At 72.1% G+C, this 23,730-nt stretch carries 20 protein-coding genes; 13 read left to right on the top strand and 7 right to left on the bottom strand.

Annotated elements, in window-relative coordinates; all coding sequences use genetic code 11:
* The first annotated feature begins 21 nt into the window (after nucleotides 1-21).
* Both JNUCC0626_RS07445 and JNUCC0626_RS07440 read left to right on the top strand, forming a co-directional pair.
* A complete protein-coding gene (locus JNUCC0626_RS07445; RefSeq protein WP_394618926.1) occupies nucleotides 22-882 on the top strand; it encodes an alpha/beta hydrolase in 861 nt (286 codons plus the stop codon).
* 104 nt (nucleotides 883-986) lie between these two features.
* Entirely contained in the window at nucleotides 987-1,199 is a 213-nt protein-coding gene (locus tag JNUCC0626_RS07440) for a hypothetical protein (protein ID WP_394618925.1), read from the top strand.
* Between the two features lies 1 nt (nucleotide 1,200).
* On the opposite strand, the gene JNUCC0626_RS07435 is transcribed toward JNUCC0626_RS07440, so the two are convergent.
* Complete coding sequence (locus JNUCC0626_RS07435) at nucleotides 1,201-3,969, bottom strand: ATP-binding protein (RefSeq protein WP_394618924.1); 2,769 nt, start codon at nucleotides 3,967-3,969, stop codon at nucleotides 1,201-1,203.
* A gap of 154 nt (nucleotides 3,970-4,123) precedes the next feature.
* On the opposite strand from JNUCC0626_RS07435, the gene JNUCC0626_RS07430 reads away from it, so the two are divergent.
* From JNUCC0626_RS07430 to JNUCC0626_RS07420, 3 genes are read left to right on the top strand one after another with little or no spacing between them, the layout of a single operon-like run.
* Nucleotides 4,124-4,684: a CBS domain-containing protein gene (locus JNUCC0626_RS07430; protein WP_394618923.1), complete on the top strand. Its 561-nt coding sequence runs from the start codon at nucleotides 4,124-4,126 to the stop codon at nucleotides 4,682-4,684.
* A complete protein-coding gene (locus tag JNUCC0626_RS07425) occupies nucleotides 4,681-6,225 on the top strand; it encodes a cation-translocating P-type ATPase (protein ID WP_394618922.1) in 1,545 nt (514 codons plus the stop codon). Before JNUCC0626_RS07430 ends, JNUCC0626_RS07425 begins: the two co-directional genes overlap by 4 nt.
* Entirely contained in the window at nucleotides 6,114-7,409 is a 1,296-nt protein-coding gene (locus tag JNUCC0626_RS07420) for a cation-translocating P-type ATPase (RefSeq protein WP_394618921.1), read from the top strand. The genes JNUCC0626_RS07425 and JNUCC0626_RS07420 overlap by 112 nt, the downstream gene beginning before the upstream one ends.
* Here JNUCC0626_RS07420 and JNUCC0626_RS07415 read toward each other — a convergent pair.
* Nucleotides 7,383-8,072 carry a sigma-70 family RNA polymerase sigma factor gene (locus JNUCC0626_RS07415; protein WP_394618920.1) on the bottom strand — a complete coding sequence of 230 codons (690 nt, stop codon included), beginning with the start codon at nucleotides 8,070-8,072 and terminating at the stop codon, nucleotides 7,383-7,385. The two genes, JNUCC0626_RS07420 and JNUCC0626_RS07415, sit on opposite strands and share 27 nt — an antisense overlap.
* A gap of 220 nt (nucleotides 8,073-8,292) precedes the next feature.
* On the opposite strand from JNUCC0626_RS07415, the gene JNUCC0626_RS07410 reads away from it, so the two are divergent.
* The 8 genes from JNUCC0626_RS07410 to JNUCC0626_RS07375 all read left to right on the top strand — a co-directional run bounded on the left by JNUCC0626_RS07410 (nucleotide 8,293) and on the right by JNUCC0626_RS07375 (nucleotide 17,394).
* On the top strand, nucleotides 8,293-11,043 hold the full coding sequence (locus JNUCC0626_RS07410; RefSeq protein ID WP_394618919.1) for an ATP-binding protein: 2,751 nt from the start codon (nucleotides 8,293-8,295) through the stop codon (nucleotides 11,041-11,043).
* A 75-nt stretch (nucleotides 11,044-11,118) separates the two neighbouring features.
* Nucleotides 11,119-12,018, top strand: a complete 900-nt coding sequence (locus JNUCC0626_RS07405) for a universal stress protein (protein WP_394618918.1) — start codon at nucleotides 11,119-11,121, stop codon at nucleotides 12,016-12,018.
* A complete protein-coding gene (locus JNUCC0626_RS07400; RefSeq protein ID WP_394618917.1) occupies nucleotides 12,018-13,394 on the top strand; it encodes an amino acid permease in 1,377 nt (458 codons plus the stop codon). Before JNUCC0626_RS07405 ends, JNUCC0626_RS07400 begins: the two co-directional genes overlap by 1 nt.
* Nucleotides 13,391-14,647: an arginine deiminase gene (locus JNUCC0626_RS07395; protein ID WP_394618916.1), complete on the top strand. Its 1,257-nt coding sequence runs from the start codon at nucleotides 13,391-13,393 to the stop codon at nucleotides 14,645-14,647. The genes JNUCC0626_RS07400 and JNUCC0626_RS07395 overlap by 4 nt, the downstream gene beginning before the upstream one ends.
* Nucleotides 14,644-15,645 carry an ornithine carbamoyltransferase gene (argF, locus tag JNUCC0626_RS07390; protein WP_394618915.1) on the top strand — a complete coding sequence of 334 codons (1,002 nt, stop codon included), beginning with the start codon at nucleotides 14,644-14,646 and terminating at the stop codon, nucleotides 15,643-15,645. Before JNUCC0626_RS07395 ends, argF begins: the two co-directional genes overlap by 4 nt.
* Before the next feature lies 1 nt (nucleotide 15,646).
* On the top strand, nucleotides 15,647-16,570 hold the full coding sequence (locus JNUCC0626_RS07385) for a carbamate kinase (protein ID WP_394618914.1): 924 nt from the start codon (nucleotides 15,647-15,649) through the stop codon (nucleotides 16,568-16,570).
* On the top strand, nucleotides 16,567-16,815 hold the full coding sequence (locus tag JNUCC0626_RS07380) for a DUF3040 domain-containing protein (protein ID WP_394618913.1): 249 nt from the start codon (nucleotides 16,567-16,569) through the stop codon (nucleotides 16,813-16,815). The genes JNUCC0626_RS07385 and JNUCC0626_RS07380 overlap by 4 nt, the downstream gene beginning before the upstream one ends.
* A gap of 15 nt (nucleotides 16,816-16,830) precedes the next feature.
* Nucleotides 16,831-17,394, top strand: a complete 564-nt coding sequence (locus JNUCC0626_RS07375) for a YceI family protein (RefSeq protein ID WP_394618912.1) — start codon at nucleotides 16,831-16,833, stop codon at nucleotides 17,392-17,394.
* A gap of 8 nt (nucleotides 17,395-17,402) precedes the next feature.
* Here the strand turns inward: JNUCC0626_RS07375 and JNUCC0626_RS07370 are convergent, their stop codons facing one another.
* From JNUCC0626_RS07370 to JNUCC0626_RS07350, 5 genes are all read right to left on the bottom strand, one after another.
* The gene (locus JNUCC0626_RS07370; protein WP_394618911.1) at nucleotides 17,403-20,120 is read right to left on the bottom strand and encodes a helix-turn-helix transcriptional regulator; all 2,718 of its coding nucleotides are present in this window, start codon (nucleotides 20,118-20,120) and stop codon (nucleotides 17,403-17,405) included.
* 93 nt (nucleotides 20,121-20,213) lie between these two features.
* The gene (locus JNUCC0626_RS07365) at nucleotides 20,214-21,146 is read right to left on the bottom strand and encodes a hypothetical protein (RefSeq protein WP_394618910.1); all 933 of its coding nucleotides are present in this window, start codon (nucleotides 21,144-21,146) and stop codon (nucleotides 20,214-20,216) included.
* Complete coding sequence (locus tag JNUCC0626_RS07360; RefSeq protein WP_394618909.1) at nucleotides 21,143-21,631, bottom strand: hypothetical protein; 489 nt, start codon at nucleotides 21,629-21,631, stop codon at nucleotides 21,143-21,145. Before JNUCC0626_RS07360 ends, JNUCC0626_RS07365 begins: the two co-directional genes overlap by 4 nt.
* Entirely contained in the window at nucleotides 21,631-22,833 is a 1,203-nt protein-coding gene (locus tag JNUCC0626_RS07355) for a macrolide family glycosyltransferase (protein WP_394618908.1), read from the bottom strand. The genes JNUCC0626_RS07360 and JNUCC0626_RS07355 overlap by 1 nt, the downstream gene beginning before the upstream one ends.
* Nucleotides 22,830-23,714 (bottom strand): patatin-like phospholipase family protein, encoded by an 885-nt coding sequence (locus tag JNUCC0626_RS07350; RefSeq protein WP_394618907.1) that lies wholly within the window; start codon nucleotides 23,712-23,714, stop codon nucleotides 22,830-22,832. Before JNUCC0626_RS07350 ends, JNUCC0626_RS07355 begins: the two co-directional genes overlap by 4 nt.
* Nucleotides 23,715-23,730 lie beyond the last annotated feature (16 nt).

Genomic DNA, 23,730 nt, shown 5'->3' with positions numbered 1-23,730 from the left:
CCCCCAGAACAGGACCGAACCATGACCAGCAAACCCAGTTCCGCTGTTCGCCGTGCCAGGACGCGGCGCGGTTCCATCGCGTTCATCGCTCTTTCGGCGGTCCTCCTCGCGTTGAGCGTCACGCCGACGCTGGGCGCCACCGCGCAGGAGAACCGGTCTGCGAAGAAGCCCACCATCGTGCTCGTGCACGGGGCGTGGGCGGACGCCTCCAGTTGGAGCGGTGTGGTGACGAGACTGGAGCGCGAGGGCTTCAAGGTCGTCGCCGTCGCCAATCCGTTGCGGTCGCTCAGCAGCGACGCGGCGTACGTGAAGACCTTCCTGGAGGCGCAGCCGGGCCCGATCGTCCTCGTTGGACATTCCTACGGCGGGGCCGTGATCACCAATGCTGCCAACGGGAATCCGAACGTCAAGGCGCTCGTGTACGTCAACGCGTTCGCTCCCGATCAGGGTGAGCGGGTGGTGGCTCTGGCGGGGCCGGACTCCGCGCTCTCGGGGGATCCGACGACCGTGTTCGACTTCGTTCCCGCGTCCCTCCCGCCTACGCCGGCCAGTGACCTGTACATCAAGAAGTCGGTTGTCCTCAAGGCGTTCGCGGACGGGTTGAACGCGGAGGGGAAGGCTCTCGTCGCCGCCACGCAGCGGCCGGCCGCCCTCGCGATCGACGAGCCGTCCGGGGTGCCTGCCTGGCGGACGATTCCCTCGTGGAGCCTCGTGGGCACGAAGGACAAGGTCATCCCGTACGGCGCTCAGCGGGCCATGGCCAGGAAGGCCGGCGCCACCGTCGTGGAGTACGGCGCCGGGCACCTCGGTCTGATGACGGACCCGAAGTCCGTCACGCGGATCATCGAACGGGCCGCGCGTGCGGCCGTTGACGCTCGCTGACCCCGATCTCGGCACGGACCGCGTCGCGCAGGCGGCGCGGTCCGTGTCACAGAACGATCGGCTGTCCGGTCTTCACTGGGAACCAGCGGAGGAAGGGGACGACCATGACCGGAGACCGGCGCGAACTGGAGCACTCGGTGCAGGACGAGCTGAAACTGGTGGAGGGCAGTCACTTCGCCGAGGAGATGCTCGAGCCGATCGCGAACTGGCAGTTCGATCCGACCGACGTGCAGCGCTACGAGGTCGGGCTGCACAGCCTGCTCGACGCGGTGGAGACGAGGGACGCCGGGCCGCCCCGGGACCCGTTCGCGTTGTGAGTCAGGCCGAGGTCGCCGCGTCCTCGGGCAGGATGTCGCGGATCTCCTTGCGGGAGGCGATGCCCAGCTTGGAGAACACCTTGCGCAGGTGCCACTCGACCGTGTGCGAACTGATGAACAGGCGGGTGCCGATCTCGGCGTTCGTCAGGCCGTTCGCGGCGTGGCGGGCGATCTGCGTCTCCTGCGGGGTCAGGGCGTGGTTCGCCGGGGTGGCGGCGCGTTTGCGGACGGTGACGCCGGTGGCCTGGAGTTCGCGGCGGGCGCGCTCGGCGAAGACCGTGGCACCCATCTCGCCGAACATCTCGTGGGCGATCCCCAGTTGGCTGCGGGCGTCGACGCGCCGGCCCTCGCGTCTCAGCCATTCGCCGAACAGCAGGTGCGCGCGGGCCAGTTCCATCCGGACGCTCGTCCGGGAGAGCCTCTCGACAGCTTCGTGGAACAGGTCTGCGGCGGCGGTGCCTTCGGCCAGCAGGGCTCGCGAGCGCGCCTCCACGCCCAGTGCCCAGTTCGTGCCGCTCCCCCGCGCTGCGGCGGACAGCGGTTCGAGTGCGGCGGCGGCCTGTTCGGGTGAGCCGCCCCTGGCCGCGGCTTCGACGAGTTCGGCGAGGCCCCAGCGCGGTGAGGCGAACTCCTCCTGGTGTGCGGAGGCCGATCGGGCGGCGGTGAGCGCGTCCGCGTAGTTGCCCAGGCTGTTGCAGAGCACGGCGGCGTACCACTGCGTGACGGTGACGACGGCGCCCTGGCCGCTCGGCACCGCGTCGCTCATCAACGCGTCGATCAACGCGCGGGCCTCCTGCTCGCGGCCGCTCCAGACGGCCAGGCCCAGCGGTCCCGTCCGCGCCGGTGTGCTGCCGGTGGCCGCGCACACCGTGCTGATCTCTTCGAGCAACGACGCGGCGGCGCGAAGTTCTCCCCTGACGAGGCGCATGTGCACGCCCGAGTCGAGGGCGTCGGGCAGTTCGCTGAGCGCACCGGATTCACGCGCGATCCTCGTCTGGCGCGTCACCAGGGCCTGCCAGCGCTCGTCGTCCCACAGGTCCGCGGCGATGACGGACGCGAGCCAGGACCAGCGCAGCACGTCGTGGGCGGTCACCTCGTCTGCGCAGCACGACTCGAGCACGCGCCGCATCGCCGGAGCCGCGGCCGCGTAGCCGTCGGTGAGACGCACCGCGATGACGTCCAGGAGGCGATCGGGCAGCCGCGGCGACGGAGAGGACGCGGCCGCACGGGCGTGCCTGCCCACCTCGCGCAGTCCGGGGCCGACGGCCAGGCGACCGGCGAAGATCGCCGCCGCGGTGGCGTCCAGGTAGGTGTCACGAGCGAGCCGGACGTCGTGCTGCTCCAACCGGTTCGCCGCGGAGAGCAGCAGACCCGGTGCTTCCACGCCTCGGTTGTGGGCGAACGCGATCTGGGCCAGCAGCACGTCGACGCGCGCGCGGGTGAAGCCGTCGATCGGCGCGCTGTCCGCCGTCGCGAGCACGGCGGCCGCCTGTTCGAACGCACCGGCGTGGAGGTTGGCCTGCGCGGCGTCGACGGCGCGCTCGGCCCGGCGGGCGGGATCCGGGGTGAGGGTCACCGCGCGCTCCAGGAACGCGGCCGCCGCCGCGGCGCCGCCACGCCCCCGCGCACGGTCGGCGGAGCGCACCAGTTCCGCGGCGACGACCTCGTCGGGTCCGGCGGTGGCCCGCGCCAGGTGCCACGCGCGGCGATCGGGGTCGGCTTCGGCGTCGGTCTCGTCGGCGAGCGCCTGGTGGATCTCCCGGAGGTCCTCCTGCCGCGCCGCGCGGTACGCGGCCGATCGCACCAGCGGATGCCGGAACCGCACCGTCACCCCCAGCGTGAGCATCGCGGACACCTCCGCGTGGGACACGGCTGCCTCGATGTCGATGCCCAGGCGGTCGGCCGTGCGCCGGAGCAGGGCGAGATCACCGACCGGCTCCGCGGCCGCGGCGGTCAGCAGCCGGCGCGGCTCGGCCGGGAGGGCCTGCACCCGGCGGAGGAACTCCTGCTCGATCCGGCTGGGCAACGGCCTGGCACCCGAACGCCCGAACCCCGCCAGTTCCGCCGCGCTCAGCCCGCGCGGGAACTCCAGCAGGGCCAGCGGGTTGCCCCGCGTCTCGGCCACGATCCGGTCGCGCACCTTGTCGTCGAGCGGCCCGGTGACGACCGACGCCAGGAGCCTGCGCGAGTCGTGCTCGGTCAGTCCGGGCAGGCGGAGGTCCGCGAGCCCGCCGAACGTCTCGCCGGGACTGGGTTCGCGGACGGCGAAGACCAGCAGCACCGACTCCGCCTGCAGCCTGCGGGCGACGAACTCCAGGGTCTGCGCCGACACCCGGTCGAGCCAGTGCGCGTCGTCGACGAGGCAGACGAGCGGCTGCGGGCCGGCGGCGTCCGCGAGCAGGCTCAGCGTGGCGAGACCGACGAGGAACCGGTTGGGCGCCGCACCGCGGTTCAGCCCGAACGCCGTGCCGAGCGCGTCCCGCTGCGGTTCGGGCAGCTGGTCGAGACCGGCGAGGAGAGGAACGCACAGCTGGTGCAGGCCGGCGTGGGAGAGCTCCATCTCGGACTGGACGCCCGACGCCCGCACGACCCGGCATCCGTCGGCGCGCTCCCGGACGTACTTCAGCAGGGCGGACTTGCCGATCCCCGGCTCGCCGCGCACCACCACGGCCGCGCTCCGCCCGGCCCTGGCGCCTGCCAACAGGTCGTCGAGGGCCTGGCACTCGTCACGCCGGCCGAGGAGCTCGGCTCTCGGGCCGCTGCCCGTCACAGGACCCCCACCGCGGCGACGATACGGCGCGGCTCACGACTGTCACAACACGTTCCCACGCCCGGTCTCACGTGGTGACCGAACGGCTACGAGTGCCCCCGGCGGATGGGAAGGCGAGCTGATGGACCTGACCCTGTGTCCAAAGTGTTCCGAGGTGAGCGAGATCCAGTGGCTCACGGTCATGGACAGCACCGACGGCCCGGTCGAGCACGCGAAGATCTTCTGCGTGAACCGGCACTGGTTCTTCCTGCCGGTCTCCTCGCTCGGTGAGCACTCCCTGCGCCTCGATGAGGTGACCCCGGCCGAGTGCCAGCAGACCGTGCGGCAGGTCATGAAGCCGCCGCTGATCACGATCGAGGCCGGGGCCCACCTGGCCGCGGCGACGTTCCTCATGAGGCACTCGCACGACTCCTCGCTCGTGGTGGTCGCGGACAACACCCGCGAACCCGTCGCGGTGATCACCGAGGCCGACATCGCCACGGCGGTGGCGCGCGGCAGGAGCGTGGAGGACGCCCGCGTCCACGAGGTCGTCACCGCCAAGCTCATGACGATCCGCGCGGACGTGGTCGTGTCCGACGCGATCCGGTTGATGTTGCCCGAAGGCGCCTGGCACCTCCCGGTCGTCGACGGCCGCCTGCTCGTGGGCATGGTCAAGCTCGCGGACCTCGTCCACGCCTACCTGGTGCCCGGACCTGTCGTCGTGGCGGAGCCGTGATCACGGAGATCGGCCGGGTGCTGCCGCGGGCTCCGTGGCACCTCTCCGCGCCACACGTCGCGGCGGGCCTGGAGGTCGACCCGGCGCGCGGCCTCGCTCCGGCCGAGGCTGCGGCCAGGCTCGCCGCCACCGGCCCCAACCAGCTCGCCGAGACCGCCGCACGGCCGTGGTGGCGCACGCTCGTGGCCCAGGTGGCGAGCCCGTTGAACCTGGTGCTCGTGGTCGCGGCCGCCCTGGCCGGAGTGGTCGAGCGGTCCTTCACCGAAGCCCTGATCATCGGCCTCGTCCTGCTCTTCAACGGGGTTCTCGGCTTCGTGCAGGAACGCCGCGCCGACCAGGCGGTCGCCGCGTTGCGCGGCCTGCTCAGCCCGACCGCGAGGGTGCGCCGGGCGAGCGAGGTGACCGAAGTGCCCGCCGCGGACCTCGTGCCCGGTGACGTCGTGCTGCTGGAAGCCGGTGACCGGGTGCCCGCCGACGGACGGGTGCTGTCCCAGGTGCGGCTGGAGGCCGACGAGTCGGGGCTGACCGGAGAGTCGCTGCCGACGGCGAAGTCGGTCGCGGCCGTCGCCGCGGACGTCGCCGTCTCGGACCGCACCTCCATGCTGCACATGACGAGCATCGTCACCAGGGGCCGCGCCGAGTTCGTCGTCACCGCCACCGGCATGCGCACCGAGATCGGCGAGGTCGCCGGTCTGCTGGACCGCACCGAGACCACCAGGACCCCGCTGCAACACCAGCTGGACCGGCTCGGCACGCACCTCGCCTACCTCGCCGGCGGCGCGGTGCTGCTGGTCGTGGCGCTGCAGTGGTACGCAGGTCGCGGCGTCGGGGAGATCATCACGCTGGCGGTCGCGCTCGGCGTCGCGGCGATCCCCGAAGGTCTCCCGGCCGTCGTCACCGTCACGCTGGCGCTCGGCCTGCGCCGCATGGCCCGCCAGCGCGCCATCGTCAAGCGCCTCAACGCCGTGGAGACCCTCGGGTCGACGACCGTCATCTGCACCGACAAGACCGGCACCCTCACGCTCAACGAGATGACCGCCCGGTCGTTGTGGCACGCGAGCCGCCACTACCGGGTCAGCGGCGAGGGCTACGGTCCCGGCGGGACGATCACCGCCGAGGACCACGCGGACCCCGGTGATCTCAGCGGGCTGCTCGTCCCGGCCGTGCTGTGCAACGACGCGGAGGTCCACGGCAGCACGCTGGTGGGCGACCCGACCGAAGGCGCTCTGGTCGCCGTGGCGGGCAAGGCGGGGATCGACGTCGCCGCACTGCGCGCGTCCCGTCCCAGGGTGGCCGAGATCCCGTTCGACTCGGCGCTCAGGTACATGGCCACCTACCACCGCCGGGGAGACGTCGTGGACGCTTCGTCAAGGGCGCCCCGGACGTCCTGCTCGGCCTGGCCACGCACGTGCGGCTGTCCTCCGGCGAAGTGCCGCTGGACCTGGCCGCCCGCGCCCACCTCACCGGCGAGTTCGACAGACTGGCCGAACGCGGCGAGCGCGTGCTCGCGATCGCGGCGGGCTCCTGCCCGGCGCAGGTGATCGCGACGGGTGACACGCCCGCGTTGCCCGAACGGCTGGTGCTGGTGGGGCTCTTCGGGCTCCTCGACCCGCCGAGACCGGAAGCGCACGACGCCATCGCCGAATGCCGCACCGCCGGCATCACCGTCAAGATGATCACCGGCGATCACCTGGCCACCGCCACGTCCATCGCCCGCGCGGTCGGGGTGCACGACCGCGGCCTGACCGGACGCGACCTCGACGCGCTCGACGACGAGGCGTTCGAACAGGCCGCCGCCGACCTCGGCGTGTTCGGCCGCGTCGCGCCCGAGCACAAGATCCGCATCGTCCAGGCGCTGCAGCGGCGCGGGGAAACCGTGGCGATGACCGGTGACGGCGTCAACGACGCGCCCGCGCTCAAGGGCGCGGACATCGGCATCGCCATGGGCGTCACCGGGTCCGACGTCTCCAAGGAGGCCGCGGCGATGATCCTCACCGACGACAACTTCGCCACCATCGTGCGCGCGGTCCGCGCCGGTCGCACGATCTACGACAACATCGTGAAGTTCGTGCGGTTCCAGGTCACCACCAACGTCGCGGCGATCCTCACCATGATCACCGGGTCGCTCCTGTTCGCTGGCACCGGCGTGCTCAACCCGCTGATGTTGTTGTGGGTCAACGTGATCGCTGACGGTCCCCCGGCTCTCGCGCTCGGCCTCGAGCCGGCCCGCAGGTCGGTGATGCGGGAACCGCCCCGGCGCCGTGGCGCGCACATCCTGTCTCGACGACGACTGGGCAGGATCGTGCTGTCCGCGGTGGTGATGGTGTCCGGCACCCTGGCGGTCCACCACCACGGGCTCGAGCGCGGCGCCGGCGTCGCGCACACCCTGGCGTTCACCACGTTCGTGTTGTTCCAGCTGGTCAACATCCTCAACGTCCGCGACGAGAGCGACAGCGCGTTCGGACCGATGTTGTTCCGCAACGGGAAGCTGTGGACGGCGATGGGAGCGGTGCTCGTCCTGCAGATCTGCGCGGTGCACGTCCCTGCCGCGCAGTCGGTGTTCGGCACCGAGGCGCTCACCGGCGCCGACTGGGTGCTGGCCGCGGCGGTCGCGTCCTCGGTGCTGTGGACGGAAGAACTGGTCAAACTGGCGGTCAACGCGGCGTCCCGGCTTCGGTCGCGAGGACGCACCGCGACCTCACGACGCGCGGCTCAGCGCGGCTGAGAGGCGGTGGGCCAGCACGTCGCCGGCCAGCGTGCGTTCGAGGTCCTCCAGGGCGCCGACCCGGCCCGCGTCGAGCACCGCGCCCACCAGCCGGTCGCAGTCCTCGTGCCGAAGCGGTTTGAGCTGGCCCCCGGCGAGGTGCTCACCGGCACGCCGGCGGATCTGCCGGGCGTTGGCCTCGCTCAGCCCGAGCACCTCGGCGATGTCGCGGAACGGGTAGCCGAACGCCTCCCGCAGCACGAACACCGCCCGCTCGGCCGGGGACAGCCGCTGCAGCATCACCACGACGCCCTGTTCGAGGTCGACCGTGCGCTCCACGGTCAGCGAAGGGTCGTCGGTCACGGGTTCCTGGCCCGGCAGCCATCGCGCGACGGGAATCTCGCGCTGGACCCGGGCCAGGGCGAGGAAGTTGAGCGTGGTCCTCGTGGTGATCGTCGCGAGGTACGCCATGTGGTCCCGCACCCGTTCCCGGTCCACGCCCTGCCAGCGCAGCCAGACGTCCTGCACGACGTCCTCCGCGTCGGCGGCCCTGCCCAGCATCCGGTAGGCGATCCCGAACAGGCGCGGCCGCAGGCGCTGGAAGTCCGCCGCGTCGGCGGCGTCCCCGTCGTGGTGCGATCTGGGACTCGGGATCGGCGCGATGTTCTCGTTCGTCGAGTTCATGACGGGCATCCGTTCGTCGGGGACTGCCACCGTCGTCCCCCGCGGATCGCGATCGCGCCCTTGACCGCCACTGGTGGATCCCTGGCCCCCTGGGGACCAGGGGCCCCGTGGTCACTGGCCCCACCCCGTGGACGCCGGTGCGGATCGCACCCCGACCGGGCATCATGGGGCGGCCCGGCGTGATCATCGGCGGGTCCGTCCGACCCGCGCGGTGGTGGTGATGACGAGCAGCGGACCTCAACCCCGACTGCGTGGACGGCGCGACGAGTCCGGGGTGCTGGACGGGCTGCTCTCGGCGGCGAGGTCGGGGCGCAGCCAGGTGCTCGTCCTGCGCGGCGAGGCGGGGATCGGCAAGTCCGCTCTGGTCGAACACGTCGTGGACGGAGCGGCGGGGTTCCGGATCACGCGCGCCTCCGGTGCCGAGTCCGAGATGGAACTGGCGTTCGCGGCCCTGCACCAGCTCTGCGTGCCGATGATGGCGCACCTCGACCGGCTTCCCGGACCGCAGCGGGACGCGCTGATGATCGCGTTCGGGCTGAGCACGGGGACCGCGCCGGACCGGTTCCTGGTCGGGCTCGCCGTGCTCAGCCTGCTGGCCGAGGCCGCGGAACACCAGCCGCTGTGCTGCGTCGTGGACGACGCCCAGTGGCTCGACCGCGTGTCGGCGCAGACGCTGGCGTTCGCGGCGCGGCGGCTGCTCGCCGAACGGGTGGTGTTCGTGTTCGCGGTGCGGACCTCCGCGGGTGAGGACCACCTGGAAGGCCTGCCGGAACTCCTGGTGCGGGGGCTGCCGGACCGCGACGCGCGGGCCCTGCTGGACTCAGTCCTCATCGGACGGGTGGACGAGCGGGTGAAGGACCGGATCGTCGCCGAGGCACGGGGCAACCCCCTGGCGTTGCTGGAGTTGCCGCGCGGCCTGACCGGCGCCGAACTGGCAGGCGGGTTCGCGAGGCCGGACGTGCGCCCGCTCGCGAGTCAGATCGAGCAGAGCTTCCTGCGGCGCATCGGCCTGCTCCCCGACGAGACGCAACGGCTGCTGCTCGTGGCGGCCGCGGAACCGGTGGGCGACCTGTCGTTGCTCCGGCGGGTCGCCGAACTGCTCGACATCGGGGTGGAGGCGGCGTCGGCGGCGGAGGCGGCCGGTCTGATCAAGTTCGGCGCACGGGTCCGGTTCCACCACCCCCTGGTGCGATCGGCGGCCTACCGCGCGGCGGACCACGAGGTGCGCCGGGACGTGCACCGCGCGCTGGCCGCGGCGACCGATCCCGAGTCGGCCCCGGATCGCCGGGCCTGGCACCGCGCCCACGCCGCCGCCGAACCCGACGAAGCCGTGGCGGGTGAGCTCGAACTGTCGGCGGACAGGGCTCAGGCCCGTGGCGGTGTCGCGGCGGCAGCGGCGTTCCTCGCTCGCGCCGCCGCGCTGACCCCGGATCCGTTCCGGCGCGGCACGAGGGCGTTGGCCGCGGCGCACGCGACGTTCGAGGCGGGCAGCCCCGACGCGGCGCTCGAACTGCTCGCCGCCGCGGAGATGAGCCCGCTGGACGCGCTCCAGCGCGGCCGTTCGACCCGGCTGCGCGCCCAGATCGCCTTCGCCCGCAGACGTGGTGGTGACGCGCTGCCGTTGCTGCTCGACGCGGCCGGACGGCTGGAACGGCTCGACGACGGCCAGGCCCGCGAGGTCTACCTCGAAGCAATCGGCTCCGCCGTCTTCGCCGGTCGGCTGAACGGCCCGCACGCGCTGCGGGAGGTGGCCGGGGCCGCCCTCGCCGCGCCGGCGGGACCGCTGCCCGCGCGCCCCGTCGACGCCCTGCTGGACGGCCTGGCCGTGCGGTTCGCCGAAGGCTACGTCGAGGGCGCGCCGCTGCTGAACGACGCGTTGCGCGCGTTCCGCCGAGAGGCATCGGAACGCGGCGACGACGTCATGCGTTGGCTGTGGCTCGCGTGGCTGACCGCCGCGGACATGTGGGACGACGAGACCTGGCACGAACTGGTCACGCACGCGGTGCGGACGGCCCGGGACACCGGTGCGCTGCACTTCCTGCCTCTGGCGTTGTCCTACCGCGCCGTCGTGCACCTGCACTCCGGCGAATTCGACCTCGCCTCGGCGTTGATCGCGGAGTCCGACGCGATTCTGAAGGTGACCGGCAACTCGCACCTCGGCTATCCCAGGGTGGCGCTGCAGGCGTGGCGCGGTGATCCCGAAGCGACCTCGGCTCTCAAGGCCGGTGCCCGCTGGGCGAGCACCTGGGGTGAGGGCCGGGCGATCGGCGGCCGGTACTTCCTGAACGCGGTGCTGTGCAACGGACTCGGTCAGCACGAGAAGGCCCTGGCGTGCGCGGAGCAGGCGTGCGAGCACGACGATCTGGGGATCTTCGGCCTCGCGCTCGTGGAACTGGTCGAGGCGGGCGTGAAGACAGGCGCTGCGGAGGCGGCCACCGCTGCCGCACGGCTGATCGAGGAACGCGCCGTCGCCAGTGGGACGGAGTGGGCGCTCGGAGTGCTCGCCTGGTCGCAGGCGATGCTGCGCGCCGGCTCCGCCGCGGATCGGTTGTACCGCAAGGCGATCGAACACCTCGAACGCACCCGCGTCGCCGTGTACCTGGCCCGCGCCCACCTCGGGTACGGCGAGTGGCTGCGCCGCGAGGGCCGGCGTGACGAGGCACGCGACCAGTTGCGGACCGCGCACGCCATGCTGCACGGGTTCGGTGCCGACGCCTTCGCCGAGCGCGCCCGCCGGGAGTTGCAGGCCATCGGCGAGACGGTGCGCCCTCGTGCGGCCGAATCCCGCGAGGCCCTCACGACTCAGGAAGCCCAGATCGCGCGGCTCGCCGCCGACGGCAGGACCAACTCCGAGATCGGTGCCGAGCTGTTCCTCAGTCCCCGCACCGTCGAATGGCACCTGCGCAAGGTGTTCGCCAAGCTCGACATCGGCTCGCGCAGGGACCTCCGCGCCGCACTGTCCGACATCTGACCGGCTTCGCTGTCACGGTTCCGCGCACCCGTCCTGTCCTAGTCGCCACACGGCCACTTCGGACAGGAGCACGAGATGGGACAGTGGCGAGACAAGAGCCTCCCGGTCGTCGTAGGCATCGACGGGTCGTCCTCAGCACTGGACGCCGCCCGCTGGGCCGCACGCGAGGCCGCGCGCCGAGGCGCACCGGTGTACCTGGTGAGCGCGTTCGGCTGGTCCGGCAGGAAGCACCTGGGCGATCCGGGACTCGGCGACTACCGGGAGTCGATGCTGCAGAAGACCTGGGAGACGGTGGCCGCGGCCGCCGACGCCGCGCGGCACGCCTCCGAAGGTGTCGAGATCTCCGAGTTGACCATGGACGGCTACCCGGTGGCGCTGCTCGTCGCCGAGTCGCGCACCGCCGGGCTGCTGGTCATCGGTGACCGCGGTCTCGGCGGGATCACCTCGCTGCTGCTCGGTTCCGTCGCGATCAGGCTGGCCGCCCAGGCGGAGTGCCCGGTCGTGGTCGTGCGCGGGGACGACGCGGTCGACGCCGGTCCGATCGTGGTCGGCGTCGACGGCTCACCGATCAGCGAGACGGCACTTGAGTTCGCGTTCGACGCGGCGGACGCGCGTGGCGTGCCGTTGATCGCGGTGCACGCCTGGAACGACTACGCGATTCCCGTCGCCGTGACGGAGCCGGTGGAGTGGGACGCGGTGGAGGCCGGGGAGAACAGCGTGCTCGCCGAACGGCTGGCGGGGTGGAGCGAGAAGCACCCCGACGTCGAGGTGCGGCGCGTCGTCGTGCGCGACCAGCCCGCCCGCGCGTTGCTCGACCAGGCAGCCGAGGCGAAAGCCCAGCTGGTGGTGGTCGGATCGCACGGCCGGGGCAGCGCGGCGGGTCTCGTGCTCGGCTCGGTCAGCCACTCGGTGCTGCACCACTCCCCCTGCCCGGTGGCGGTCGTGCGGCCGCAGCACGCGACGGAGGTGCCGTGATGGGCCCGCGCACCGCACACCCTCAGCACCTGGACGGCGCAGTGTCCCCACCGGCCGCTGGGACCGAGCCGGAACGCCGTTTCGGTGTCGGTACGGCGTCGGCGCTCGTGGTCGGATCGGTCATCGGCACCGGTGTGTTCGCCCTGCCCTCCGCGCTCGCGGTGTTCGGCCCGATCTCGTTGGTGGCGTTCGCACTCGTCACGATCGGCGCGATCGCTCTCGCCCTGGCGTTCCGCGCCCTGGCGGCCCGGTGGCCGGGAACCGGCGGCCCGTACGTCTACGCCCGCGAGGCGTTCGGCGAGTTCGGCGGCTTCCTCATCGCCTGGAGCTACTGGATCACCGCGTGGGCGGGCAACGCGGCGATCGTGGTGGCCTGGGTGGGCTACGTCGAGGTCTTCTGGAACACCGGTCACCGCACCGGGTGGTCGATCGTCATCGCGTTGACAGGGCTGTGGCTGCCCGCCCTGGTCAACCTCGCCGGTCTGCGCAGCATCGCCGTCTTCCAGGTCGTCACGACCGTCCTGAAGTTCATCCCGTTGCTGTTCATGGCGACGGTCGGGCTGTTGTTCGTCAACAGTGCCAACTTCGGCGAGTTCAACGCGAGCGGCACGTCCTGGCTCGGCGCGATCAGCGCCGCCGGTGCCATCGCCCTGTTCAGCTACCTGGGCATCGAGTCTGCCTCGGTGGTGGCCGGGCGGGTCCGCGATCCGCAGCGCAACGTAGGCCGGGCAACGGTTCTGGGGACTTTGGCGTGCGCCGCGGTCTACCTGCTCGGCACGATCACGGTTTTCGGCACGGTGGCGAACGACGACCTCGTCGGGTCGACCGCGCCGTTCAGCGACTCGGCCGACGCGATCTTCGGCGGTCAGTGGGCGGGAGCGACGGTCGCCGTCGCGGCTGTCGTCTCCGGGTTCGGCGCCCTGGTCGGCTGGACGCTGACGGTGGCGGAGATGCCTCGCGCGGCCGCACTGGACGGGTTGTTCCCGACGCGGTTCGCGAACCAGAGCCGCACAGGGGTGCCGGCGTTCGGGATCATCGTCTCGACGCTGTTCGCGTCCGGCCTCACCGTGATCAGCTACACCAGCTTCGAGCAGGTGTTCGTCACCGTCGTGCTGCTGTCCGTGTTCACCTCGGTGATCCCCTACCTCTTCGCCGCCGCGGCGCAACTGAGCTGGCTGCTCGGCGAGGGCCGGCGGCTGCGGATCGCGCATCTCGCCCGTGACGTCACGGTCTCGGCGCTGGCCCTCGCGTTCGGGTTCTGGGCGCTGGCGGGAAGCGGTTACCAGGCCGCCTACTACGGAGTCTTCTGCCTGCTGCTCGGCGTGCCCGTCTACGTGTGGACCAGGGTGCGACGCGGTCAGGAGATCGTCCGATGAGCGCCGACGCGGGCGTGGGCCTGCGGGTGGGCATCAGCTCGGAGATCGGCGGGCTGCGCGAGGTGATCGTGCACCGGCCGGGCCAGGAGCTGGACCGCCTGACCCCGGGCAACGTCGACGACCTGCTCTTCGACGACGTGATGTGGGCCGACCAGGCTCGCCGCGAGCACGACGAGTTCGTCGAAGTGCTGACGAACCACGGCGTGCGCGTGCACCTGTTCGGTGACCTTCTCGCGCAGGCACTGGAAACCGAGGCCGGAAGGCACTTCGCCGTCAGCCGGGTCTGCACCGAGGAACGCTTCGGGCCGGCCGCCGCCAGGCAGTTGCGCGCGGTGTTCCTCGACCTCCCCGCGGACGTGCTGGCCTGCTACCTCGTCGCCGGTGCGCTCAAGTCGGATCTGCCCGCCATCAGGCCGGACGGTGTCCTGTGGCAGAGCCTCGGCGCCGACGACTTCGTCCTGCCCCCGGTGCCCAACACGTTGTTCCAGCGGGACAACTCGGCCTGGATCGGGCGGGGCGTCACCATCAACCCGATGGCCAAACCGGCCCGCCGCCGGGAGTCGATCAACAGCCGCACCGTCTACCGGTACCACCCGATGTTCGCCGGCGCCGACTTCCAGTTCCTCTACGGCGACGACGACTTCGACCACTTCCCCGCCACCCTGGAGGGCGGCGACATCCACGTGATCGACGACGGCGTGGTCGTGGTCGGGATGGGCGAGCGCACCACCCCGATGGGCGTGGAGGTGCTGGCCCGCTGGCTCTTCGCCGGTCGGCACGCCACCAGGGTGCTGGCCGTGGAGTTGCCGAAGGCCCGTTCCGCGATGCACCTGGACACCGTGCTGACCATGGTCGACACCGCGACCTTCGTCGCCTACCCGTTCTTCGACGACGCCGGCGCCCGGCTCTGGTCGCTCACCCCGAACGGCAAGGACCTCGACGTCCAGCCCCGCGTCGGCCTGGCCCGGGCGCTCGGCGAGGCCCTCGGCACCGACGTCCGCATCCTCAAGGCGGCCGAGGGCCGCCGCGAAGCCGAGCGCGAGCAGTGGAACGACGCGGACAACTTCCTCGCCGTCGCACCGGGGGTCGTCCTGGGCTACGACCGCAACACCACCACGAACCAGATGCTGCGCGACCACGGCATCGAGGTGATCGGCCTGCGCGGCAGCGAACTCGGCCGCGGCCGCGGTGGCGCGCGGTGCATGAGCTGCCCGATCCTGCGCGACCCCGTCCCGTCCAAGGAGCCGTCATGACCCTCGCCAGCTCACCGCGCTCACTGCTCACCGTGACCGACCTCGACCGCGCGGAGTTCGTCGAGATGCTCGACCTGGCCGCCGAGCTCAAGGCGGCCAAGGCGTCCGGCCGCGAACAGCGCACTCTGACGGGCAAGAACATCGCCCTGGTGTTCCAAAAGGACTCGACGCGCACGCGGTGTGCGTTCGAGGTCGCCGCGTACGACCAGGGCGCCCACGTCACCTACCTCGGCCCGTCGGGTTCGCACTTCGGGCAGGAGGAGAGCGTCGCGGACACCGCGCGGGTGCTCGGCGCGATGTTCGACGGCATCGAGTTCCGCGGGTTCGCGCAGAGCACGGTCGAGGAGATGAGCAGGCACGCGGGGGTACCGGTCTGGAACGGCCTGACCGACGAGTGGCACCCGACCCAGATGCTCGCCGACGTGCTCACGATGCGCGAGTGCCGTCCCGGCGAGGTCGGCGCGATCAGCTTCTGCTTCCTCGGTGACGGGCGGAGCAACGTCGCGAGGTCGTTGCTGGCCACAGGTGCGTTGCTGGGCATGGACGTGCGCATCGTCGCGCCCCGTGAGCTGTGGCCGCCGGACTCCCTCGTCGCGGACGCTCAGCGGCACTCCCTCGCGAGCGGCGCGCGGGTGATGGTCACCGACGACGTCGACGCCGGTCTGCTGGGCGCCGACTTCGTGTACACGGACGTGTGGGTCAGCATGGGCGAGGCCGAATCCCAGTGGGAGCACCGGGTTCCGCTGCTGCTGCCCTACCGCGTGACGGCAGACGCGATGGCCAGGACCGGCCGCACCGACACCAGGTTCATGCACTGTCTTCCGGCGGTCCACGACGCCACCACGGCCGTGGGCCGCCGTGTCTGCGAACGGTTCGGGCTCGTGGGCGCGGAGGTCACCGACGACGTGTTCGGTTCCGCCGCCTCGGTGGTCTTCCAGCAGGCCGAGAACCGGATGCACACCATCAAGGCCCTGCTCGTGACGGCATTGGGGCGATGACATGGTGCTCGTCGTCGCCCTGGGCGGAAACGCACTGCTCGAACGCGGAGAGCGCCCCGATGCGGCCGTGCAGCAACGGCACGTGCGGGCGGCGGCGCGGGCACTGGCACCGTTGGCCGCGGAACACGCACTCGTGGTGTGCCACGGCAACGGGCCTCAGGTCGGGGTGCTCGCCCTGGAGAGCGAGAACGACCCGGAGCTCACGCACCCGTACCCGCTCGACGCCCTCGGCGCGCAGACCCAGGGCATGATCGGCTACTGGCTCGCGCAGGAACTGGGCAACGCCGGGGTGCCCACGCCGGTCGTCGCGGTCGTCACGCAGACCGTGGTCGACCACGACGACCCGGCGTTCGACGCTCCGGCGAAGTTCGTGGGAACCACGTACCCCGAAAGGGAAGCGCGCCGTCTCGCGGCCGAGCACGGCTGGACCGTCGCGAGGGACACCTCCGGCTGGAGGCGCGTCGTCGCGTCTCCCGAGCCCCGGCTGGTCGTGGAGCTGCCCACGATCCGCCGCCTGCTGGCCTCGGGCGCCACGGTGATCTGTGGAGGTGGCGGAGGCGTGCCGGTGATCGTGCGGGAACACGGCCGGTTGGAGGGCGTGCAGGCCGTGGTCGACAAGGACCTGACCGCCGCCCTCCTCGCGATCGAACTCGAGGCCGACCGGCTGATCGTGCTGACCGACGTCGACTCGGTGCGAGCGGACTTCGGCACCACACACGAGCGCGCACTGTCCACAGTGGACGTTGACGCGCTGCGCGCGCTGGACCTCCAGGCCGGGTCGATGGGCCCCAAGGCCGAGGCCTGCGCCTGGTTCGTCAGCACCACCGGAAGACCGGCCGCGATCGGTTCGCTCGCCGACGCGGCCGCCGTGTTCGCGGGCACCGCGGGCACGACGATCACGACGTCGAGGAGCCCTGTGCCATGAACCGGCGAGAGCAACGCGCGTTGCGCGCCATCGAGAAGAACATCAAGCTCGACGATCCCGAGCTCGCCGAGAAGCTCCGCACGTTCGGCGACGACAAGAGCACGAGGAGGAAGTGGTACGCGGCGGCGACCGCGGTGGTGCTGATGCTGATCGGCGCCAACGCTGGTTCACCGGTGCTGCTGCTGACCGGCCTCGTCATCGTGCTGATTCTCGGTCTCAAGTGGACATTCCAAGTGATGAAGTGACCTCAGGGAGCAACGATGACCATCACGGCCACCACCGACGTCCCCGGCTACCTCGCGGGCACCTGGGACATCGACCCGACGCACTCCGACGTCTCGTTCAGCGTCCGGCACCTCATGGTGGGCAAGGTCCGCGGCCGGTTCGCCGACTTCTCCGGGCAGATCGTGACCGGCGCCCAGATCGAGGATTCGGTTGTCACGGCGTCGATCCGGCCGGCGTCCATCGACACGGGCAACAGTCAGCGGGACGCGCACGTCCGTTCCGCCGACTTCTTCGACGTCGAGAGGCACCCGCACTGGACCTTCCACTCCACCGGCGTCCGCCTGGGCGCCCGAGGCCTCGTCCTCGACGGGTCGTTGACCATCAAGGGCGTCACGCGGGCCGTGGCCCTGGCGCTGGAGTTCAACGGCATCGGAGTGGACGACCAGGGCGGTACGCGGCTCGGCGTGTCGGCCTCGACCGCCATCGACCGCAACGACTTCGGCGTCGACATCAAGCTGCCGCTCGACGGAGGTGGCGTGGTGGTCGGCGACAAGGTGCAGATCACCCTCGACGTCGAAGCGGTGCTGCGGCGGACCTGAGACCGGCGTCAGTCACCGTGCGGCAGGGCCTCGCGCAACTGCCGCCGCGACGTGATCGACAGCTTGGTGAACACCTTGCGCAGGTGCCATTCGACCGTGCGCGTGCTGAGGAAGAGCTGCGCGCCGACCTCCGGGTTGGACAGGCCCTCCCGGACGAGCAGCGCGATCTGCCGTTCCTGCGGTGTCAGCTTCGCGGTCGGCGCCACCTCGACGACGCGCTCACCGACGCGTTCGCCGTTGGCGAGCAGTTCGCGCCGGGCCCGTTCGGCGAAGGCCGCCATGCCGATCGACACGAACATCTCGTACGCCGTGTTCAGCTCGTGCCGTGCGTCGACCCGCCTCGACTGCCGGCGCAACCACTCGCCGTACAGCAGGTGTGCGCGTGCGATGTCGGGGCGCAGCAGGGTGCGGCCCAGCCGTTCGATCGCCTCGCGGTACAACTCCTCCGCCCCGGTCCCGCCCAGCAGCGCACGGCAGCGGGCCAGGATTCCCTGCGCCCAGTTCGTGTCGCATGCCTCCGCCGCCTCGGCCAGGCGCCGCACCGCTTCGAGCGCGATCTCGTCGTCCCCGACCCGCATCGCCGCTTCGGCGAGTTCGGGCAGCACCCAGACCGAGACGATCAGCTGCGCGATCCCGGCACTCGCCCTCGCGGCAGCCAGTGCCTCCTCGTAGCGGCCCAGGCCGTTGTAGAGCACGGCGGCGGCCCAGTGAGCGGTCGTCACCCCCGCCGCACGACGGTCCACCACCGGTTCCCCGATCGTGGCGGCGACCAGACGTGCCGCCTCCGTTTCCTTGCCCTGCAACGCGGTGAGGATGAGCGTCGCGTACGGGGCGACGGGCACACCGGTGGTCGCGGCGACGGCGTCGGCCTCGGCGATCATCGAGGCGGCGCTCGCGAAGTCCCCCGTCAACGAGTTCGCCGAGCCCAGGCAGACGAGGTAGATCGGCAGCTCGGTGAGGATTCCGGCCGACCGCGCCACCTCGACCGCTCGCGCGTAGGTCGCGCACATGACCTGCTCGTCCCAGACCGCCGGGCTCACTCCACAGGCCGCCCAGCCCCACTTCAGCAGGTCCTGCACGGGCAGGTCGGACAACGCGGTCATGGCCCTGCGCAACGTGCCGATCGCGGCGCTGCGGCCGTCGATGGCGAGCAGGGAACACCCGGTGAGCACCAGGTCGATCGGGCGCGGCCCGCCTTCGGGTGCGGGGAGTTCCCTGATCGCCTGCGAGATCGCCCGGAGCCGTCCTCCGTCGGCAGCGGTACCCCACGCGAGGAGGTAGGTCTCCCGCGCGAGATCCATGTCGAAGCGTTCCAGCCGTTGCGCGGCCGCCAACAGCGTGCCCTGCGCCTCGGTGAAGGAGCCGGCCGCGTAGGCGATGCGCCCTCGGACGAGTTGCGCCCGCACCTGGTGGAACTCGTCCGTCGCGTCCAGCTCGACGAGGTCGACGAGTTCCTGCGCCGCGGCCAGGTCGCCCGCCCGGACGCTGGCGTCGGCGGCGTCCACCGCACGTTCCACCCGGCGGGCCGGATCGACGGTGAGCGCGACGGACCGGCGCAGGAACGCCGCGGCGGCAGCCAGTCCGCCGCGCGCCTGCACGCGGACGGCGGCCCGTTCCAGCTCGGCGGCGACCACCTCGTCCGGTTCGGCGGCCGCGGCGGCCAGGTGCCACACCCGCGGGTCCGGGTCCGTCACCGGGTCGGTGACCTCGGCCAGCGCGCGGTGCACGGTCCGGCGCTCGTCCTCGCCGGCGGCGCGGTAGACGGCGGAGCGCACCAGCGGGTGCCGGAAGATCACCCGCACGTCGAACGACAGCAGCTCGTTCATCTCGTCGCCGAGCGCCGTCGCCGGCGCGACACCGAGACGTTCGGCGGCACGCCACACGACGGTGGGGTCGCCGACCGGTTCGGCGGCCGCCACGAGCAGGAGCATCCGGCTGGGTGCCGGCAGTCCCTCGATCCGGCTGAGGAAGCTCTCCTCGATCCGGCTCGGCAGGGCGTCGGTGTGCAGCAGCCCGAAGCCGCCCGCCACCTGGGTGACGGTCAGCTCACGCGGGAGTTCGAGCAGGGCGAGCGGGTTGCCCCGTGCCTCGGTGAGGATGCGGTCGCGGATCCGGCGGTCGAGTCCGGCGTGCGTCGCCGAGTCCAGCAGGGCCGACGCGTCTGGTTTGGTCAGGCCGCCGACCTCCCGCTCCGGCAGGCCGAACAGGTCCTGCGTGCGTTCCCGCGAGGCGAAGACGAGGGCGATGGACTCGGCGAGCAGGCGGCGCGCGACGAACCCGAGGACCTGGGCCGAGGCCTGGTCCATCCACTGGGAGTCGTCGACCAGGCACAGCACCGGACCGTCCTCGGACGCGTCCGACAGCAGGCTCAGCACCGCCAGCCCCACCAGGAAGCGTTCCGGAGCGTCTCCCGCGCGCATCCCGAACACCGTTTCCAGCGCGTCGCGCTGCGGTGCCGGAAGGTCCTTCATCCGGTCGAGCAGGGGCACGCAGAACTGGTGCAGCGTCGCGAACGCCAGTTCCATCTCGGACTCGACCCCGAACGCCCGCAGCACCCGCAGGCCCGTCGCGGAGTCCCGCACGTGGTCCAGCAACGCCGACTTGCCCACGCCGGGTTCGCCGTGCAGCACGAGCACCCGGCTCTCCCCCGAGCGCACCGCGGCGAGCATCTGGTCGAAAGCCGCCCGCTCCGGCTCCCGGCCGATCAGTCCCACCCGCTTGCGCACCGCTGCCCGCCTTCGCTTCGGCCGATCAGTGCTGGTCAGCCCGCGATCGACGACGGCAGTCATCTTCGTCCGAAATGTCCCGGCGGGAAAGTCCTACGGCAGCGTGTCGTCCTTGATCGCGTTCTGCCGGGCGCGGATCAGCCTGATCACCGTGTCGGCGGTGCGGGCGAGGTGGGTGCGGCCGTCGGGGAGTTCGGCCGTGGGGCTGATGTAGCTGAACGGGCCCACGTGGGTGGCGGGGTCGAGCAGCAGAGTGGTCACCTTTCCCGCGCGCGCCGCCTTGTTCCACCCGCTCGTGCGCGCCCACCGCCAGCGTTGGGGGAACAGCCAGGTGCCCACGCGTTCGATGCGATCCGCCGCGCTGGTGAGCTGGTACAGGTGCTCGGCGTGGCCGATGTCGTTGGCGCCGTTGTGGAACCCGCCGAGCGTGATCAGCACCAGCGGGCACCGCAGCGTCGCGTGCAGGAGTTCCACCGCACCGGTGGCGACCTGGGCGCCGCCGCTGTAGCTGAGCAGCACCACCGGCACGCCGCTGCCGGCCTGGTAGCCGGCGCGCTGGAGCTGGGTCGCGATCTGCACGCCGACAGCGCGGTTGTACAGCGGGCGGTACCGGTGGTCGGCGGCCACGAAGATCTGCACGACGTTGTGCAGGAACAACAGCAGCCCCGCGCGCCGCCGCAGCCACGTCCACACCGGCCGGTCGGCGAGCGGATCGGCCAGCGGCGAGTAGGGCTGGACCTGGCCCAGCACCCGGAGTTCGGGAGCACCCTCCAGCAGTGCCTTCACCAGCTGGCCACCGTCACGGCTGTCGCGGACCCTGCGCTTGCCGATGCCGTCCAGGTAGACCAGGTAGGCGGCCGGAGGACGGTCAGGCTCCGCGCCGCGCGCGTAGGGCACCCCCGACGGCAGTTCGCTCGTGGGAGTCCGCCACCCGGCTCCGTAGATGAGCAGTTCGTAGCGGGCCAGCAGGCCTTCCGCGAGCAGGACGGGCCCGAGCACGAGAGCCCAGAGCAGGAACCCGTTCACGCGATCGCCTCCCTCGTCCCGGTCGCGGTCAACTGCCCGACCAGCCGCCGCACGCCCTCCACCGCGACACCGAGCCCGATTCCCGCGACGGCGACGCATCCGGCGGCGGCCCACCAGCCCAGTCCGGTCGCGACCGCCAGCGGGCCCGCCAGGCTCGCGCCCACGCCCACCAGCAGCAGGAGGTGCAGCAGCGGTCCGAGCAGCGGGAACGCGAGAACGGCCGCCAGCACGAGCGGCACGACCAGGCCCGGTGTCCACGTCAGCACCTCGCCCGGAGACGACGTGGACGGCACCAGCCCGGCCAGGGTCCACGCGGCCAACGGCCACAGGGCGAACACCGCGGCCTCGATCAGGCCACCGGTCGTGAGCAGGCTCGCCACGGCCTGCCACGACGTGCCCGGTCGCCGCACCAGGAAGGGCAGCACGCGGCCGACGGCCTCGGACAACCCGGCGGCCAGGAGCAGCACCACGACGGCGGCCGACATCACTCCACCTCGCTGCGCAGCGCGACCGGGCTCGTCGCCCGCAGGTAGCGCTCGAGTTCGTCGGCGGCGCGCCGATACCCACCGGCGCTGTGCTGAGCGGTCCGCATCCGGCCGGCGGCGACGAGGAACCGCGGGTCCTCGAGCAGGAGCCGCGCGCGCTCCCGCACCGAGTCCTCGGTGACCTCCGCGCTCCGGATCGACAGCCCCGCGCCGAGTTCCACCATCCGGCGCGCCACCAGCGGCTGGTCCGCGCCCTGCGGCACCACCAGCGTCGGTACCCCGGCGTACAACGCCTCGTTGGCGCTGTTCATCCCGCCGTGCGTGACGAACAGCGCGGCGCGCGCCAGCACCTCCGGCTGCGGCACGAAACTGCGGGCGATCACGTTGGCGGGCAACGGTTCCAGCGCGGCCGGATCAGTCTGTCCAGTCGAGACGATCACGGTGCCGCCCAGCGGGGCCAGCGCCGCCGCGAAGGTGCGCAGCAGCCGGGGATCGGCGTTGAACACCGTTCCCAGCGACGCGTACAACACCGGGCCGCGCAACTCGTCGACCGGGAACGACGAGTCCGGTGGACGGGCGCCGATGCTCGGGCCGACGAACCGGTAGGACTCGTCGAAGTCGTCGGCACCGGGCTGGAACTCCCGCGAGGTGAACACCAGGTTGAGCGGCTGGCGGATGTTGCCCAGGTCGACCACGGGCAACCCGCGCGTGTCGAAGCGGCGCCCCAGCCGCCACCGCGAGAGCAGGAACCGCCCGAAGTACGACGGCTTCGCCCCGTAGAGCAGTTCCAGCGAGGCACGGGTCGGGCTCGGCACCTGCCGGTTGAAGGCGAACGTCGTGTACGACGAGGCGGCCGGCACGCCGAGTTCACGCGCCGCGACGGCTCCCCACACGCAGGCGTTGTCGTGCACGATCAGGTCCGGCCGGACGCGCCGCAGATCGCCGAGCACCGACGGCACGAGCTGTGCCGCGGTGCGCGCGAGCCCGTCCACCAGCGTGATCGGCATGGGCGGATCGGGCAACGGCTGATCGCCTCCCGGATAGAGGTGCACCGTCGCGCCGGCGGCCTCGATCTCGGCGCCGAACGCCGGTGACGTGTGATAGCTGACCGAATGTCCGCGCCGGACCAACTCGGCCACGACCGGCAACGTCGGGTTGACCCGCCCGTGCATGCCGATGTTCAGGAACGCGATCGTGCTCATCGCCCCACCTCCACTACCCCGGCCCCCGCGTCGCGGTACAGACCGGGCCCGCTGACCCGCATGTCGTCCAGAAACCGCCCCGCGGTCCGCGCCGCGGTGGTGATCAACCGCCCGGAGTGCCGGAAGTCCCACGGCGCGGGCCACTCCTCGACCCCGGTCGGCACCACGACGACCGGAACCCGTTCGGACACCTCACGCAGGTCGCGCTCGATCTGGTGGCGGAACGCCAGCACCGTCGCCCGCGCGGCGATCGCCCCAGCTCTCCGCCGGGGCACGATCGGCCACAGCGGCGAGGTCTCCGGCCCGACCGCGAGCACCACGACGCTGGCCGCCCCGGCCCGCAACGCCGCGCGCACCGGCACGTAGGCGATGACTCCCCCGTCGACGAGCGTGCGCCCGTCCCTGTCCACCGGCGGCAAAATCCCGGGAATCGCGGCGCTGGCGAGCAGAGCGGACTCCAGGTCGCCGTGGTCCAGCAGGACCTCGGCCCCGGACCCCAGGTCCATGGCCACCGCCGTGAACGGGATCGCGAGCTCCTCGATCCGCTCCGGCAACCCGGCACGACCTATCAACCGGCGCAGGCCGCGATCGGTGAAGACGCTGGCCCGCGAAGACATGTACCCGAGCGGAAACACCTCCCGGCGCCGCAACCGGGTCCACACGGTGTCCAGCCACTGCGCGGCCCTGCCGGGGTGCCCCGCCGCGATCGCGCCGGTGAGCGCACCCACCGACGTGCCGACCACGAGATCCGGCACGAAGCCACGCTCCTCCAACGCGTGCCCGACACCGACGTGCGCCGCTCCGAGCACTCCCCCGCCGCCCACCGCCACGGCCACCGGCCGGGGCAGGGCGCGCAAGGCCGTCCCGAGGCCGCCGCTCACAGGTCAGCACCCCTCA

Source organism: Lentzea sp. JNUCC 0626, from assembly GCF_043632865.1.
Taxonomy (GTDB): Bacteria; Actinomycetota; Actinomycetes; order Mycobacteriales; family Pseudonocardiaceae; genus Lentzea.
The sequence above is the reverse complement of the archived record's forward strand: the minus strand, read 5'-3'. Positions and strand labels throughout refer to the sequence as shown.

Bases quoted from the DNA above. Each gene is read 5' to 3' on its own strand.
- JNUCC0626_RS07375 (WP_394618912.1), top strand. From the start codon at position 16,831: ATGACCATCACGGCCACCACCGACGTCCCCGGCTACCTCGCGGGCACC.
- argF (WP_394618915.1), top strand. From the start codon at position 14,644: ATGACCCTCGCCAGCTCACCGCGCTCACTGCTCACCGTGACCGACCTC.
- JNUCC0626_RS07410 (WP_394618919.1), top strand. From the start codon at position 8,293: ATGACGAGCAGCGGACCTCAACCCCGACTGCGTGGACGGCGCGACGAG.
- JNUCC0626_RS07385 (WP_394618914.1), top strand. From the start codon at position 15,647: ATGGTGCTCGTCGTCGCCCTGGGCGGAAACGCACTGCTCGAACGCGGA.
- JNUCC0626_RS07380 (WP_394618913.1), top strand. From the start codon at position 16,567: ATGAACCGGCGAGAGCAACGCGCGTTGCGCGCCATCGAGAAGAACATC.
- JNUCC0626_RS07395 (WP_394618916.1), top strand. From the start codon at position 13,391: ATGAGCGCCGACGCGGGCGTGGGCCTGCGGGTGGGCATCAGCTCGGAG.
- JNUCC0626_RS07360 (WP_394618909.1), bottom strand. From the start codon at position 21,631: ATGTCGGCCGCCGTCGTGGTGCTGCTCCTGGCCGCCGGGTTGTCCGAG.
- JNUCC0626_RS07440 (WP_394618925.1), top strand. From the start codon at position 987: ATGACCGGAGACCGGCGCGAACTGGAGCACTCGGTGCAGGACGAGCTG.
- JNUCC0626_RS07355 (WP_394618908.1), bottom strand. From the start codon at position 22,833: ATGAGCACGATCGCGTTCCTGAACATCGGCATGCACGGGCGGGTCAAC.
- JNUCC0626_RS07445 (WP_394618926.1), top strand. From the start codon at position 22: ATGACCAGCAAACCCAGTTCCGCTGTTCGCCGTGCCAGGACGCGGCGC.
- JNUCC0626_RS07400 (WP_394618917.1), top strand. From the start codon at position 12,018: ATGGGCCCGCGCACCGCACACCCTCAGCACCTGGACGGCGCAGTGTCC.
- JNUCC0626_RS07415 (WP_394618920.1), bottom strand. From the start codon at position 8,072: ATGAACTCGACGAACGAGAACATCGCGCCGATCCCGAGTCCCAGATCG.
- JNUCC0626_RS07405 (WP_394618918.1), top strand. From the start codon at position 11,119: ATGGGACAGTGGCGAGACAAGAGCCTCCCGGTCGTCGTAGGCATCGAC.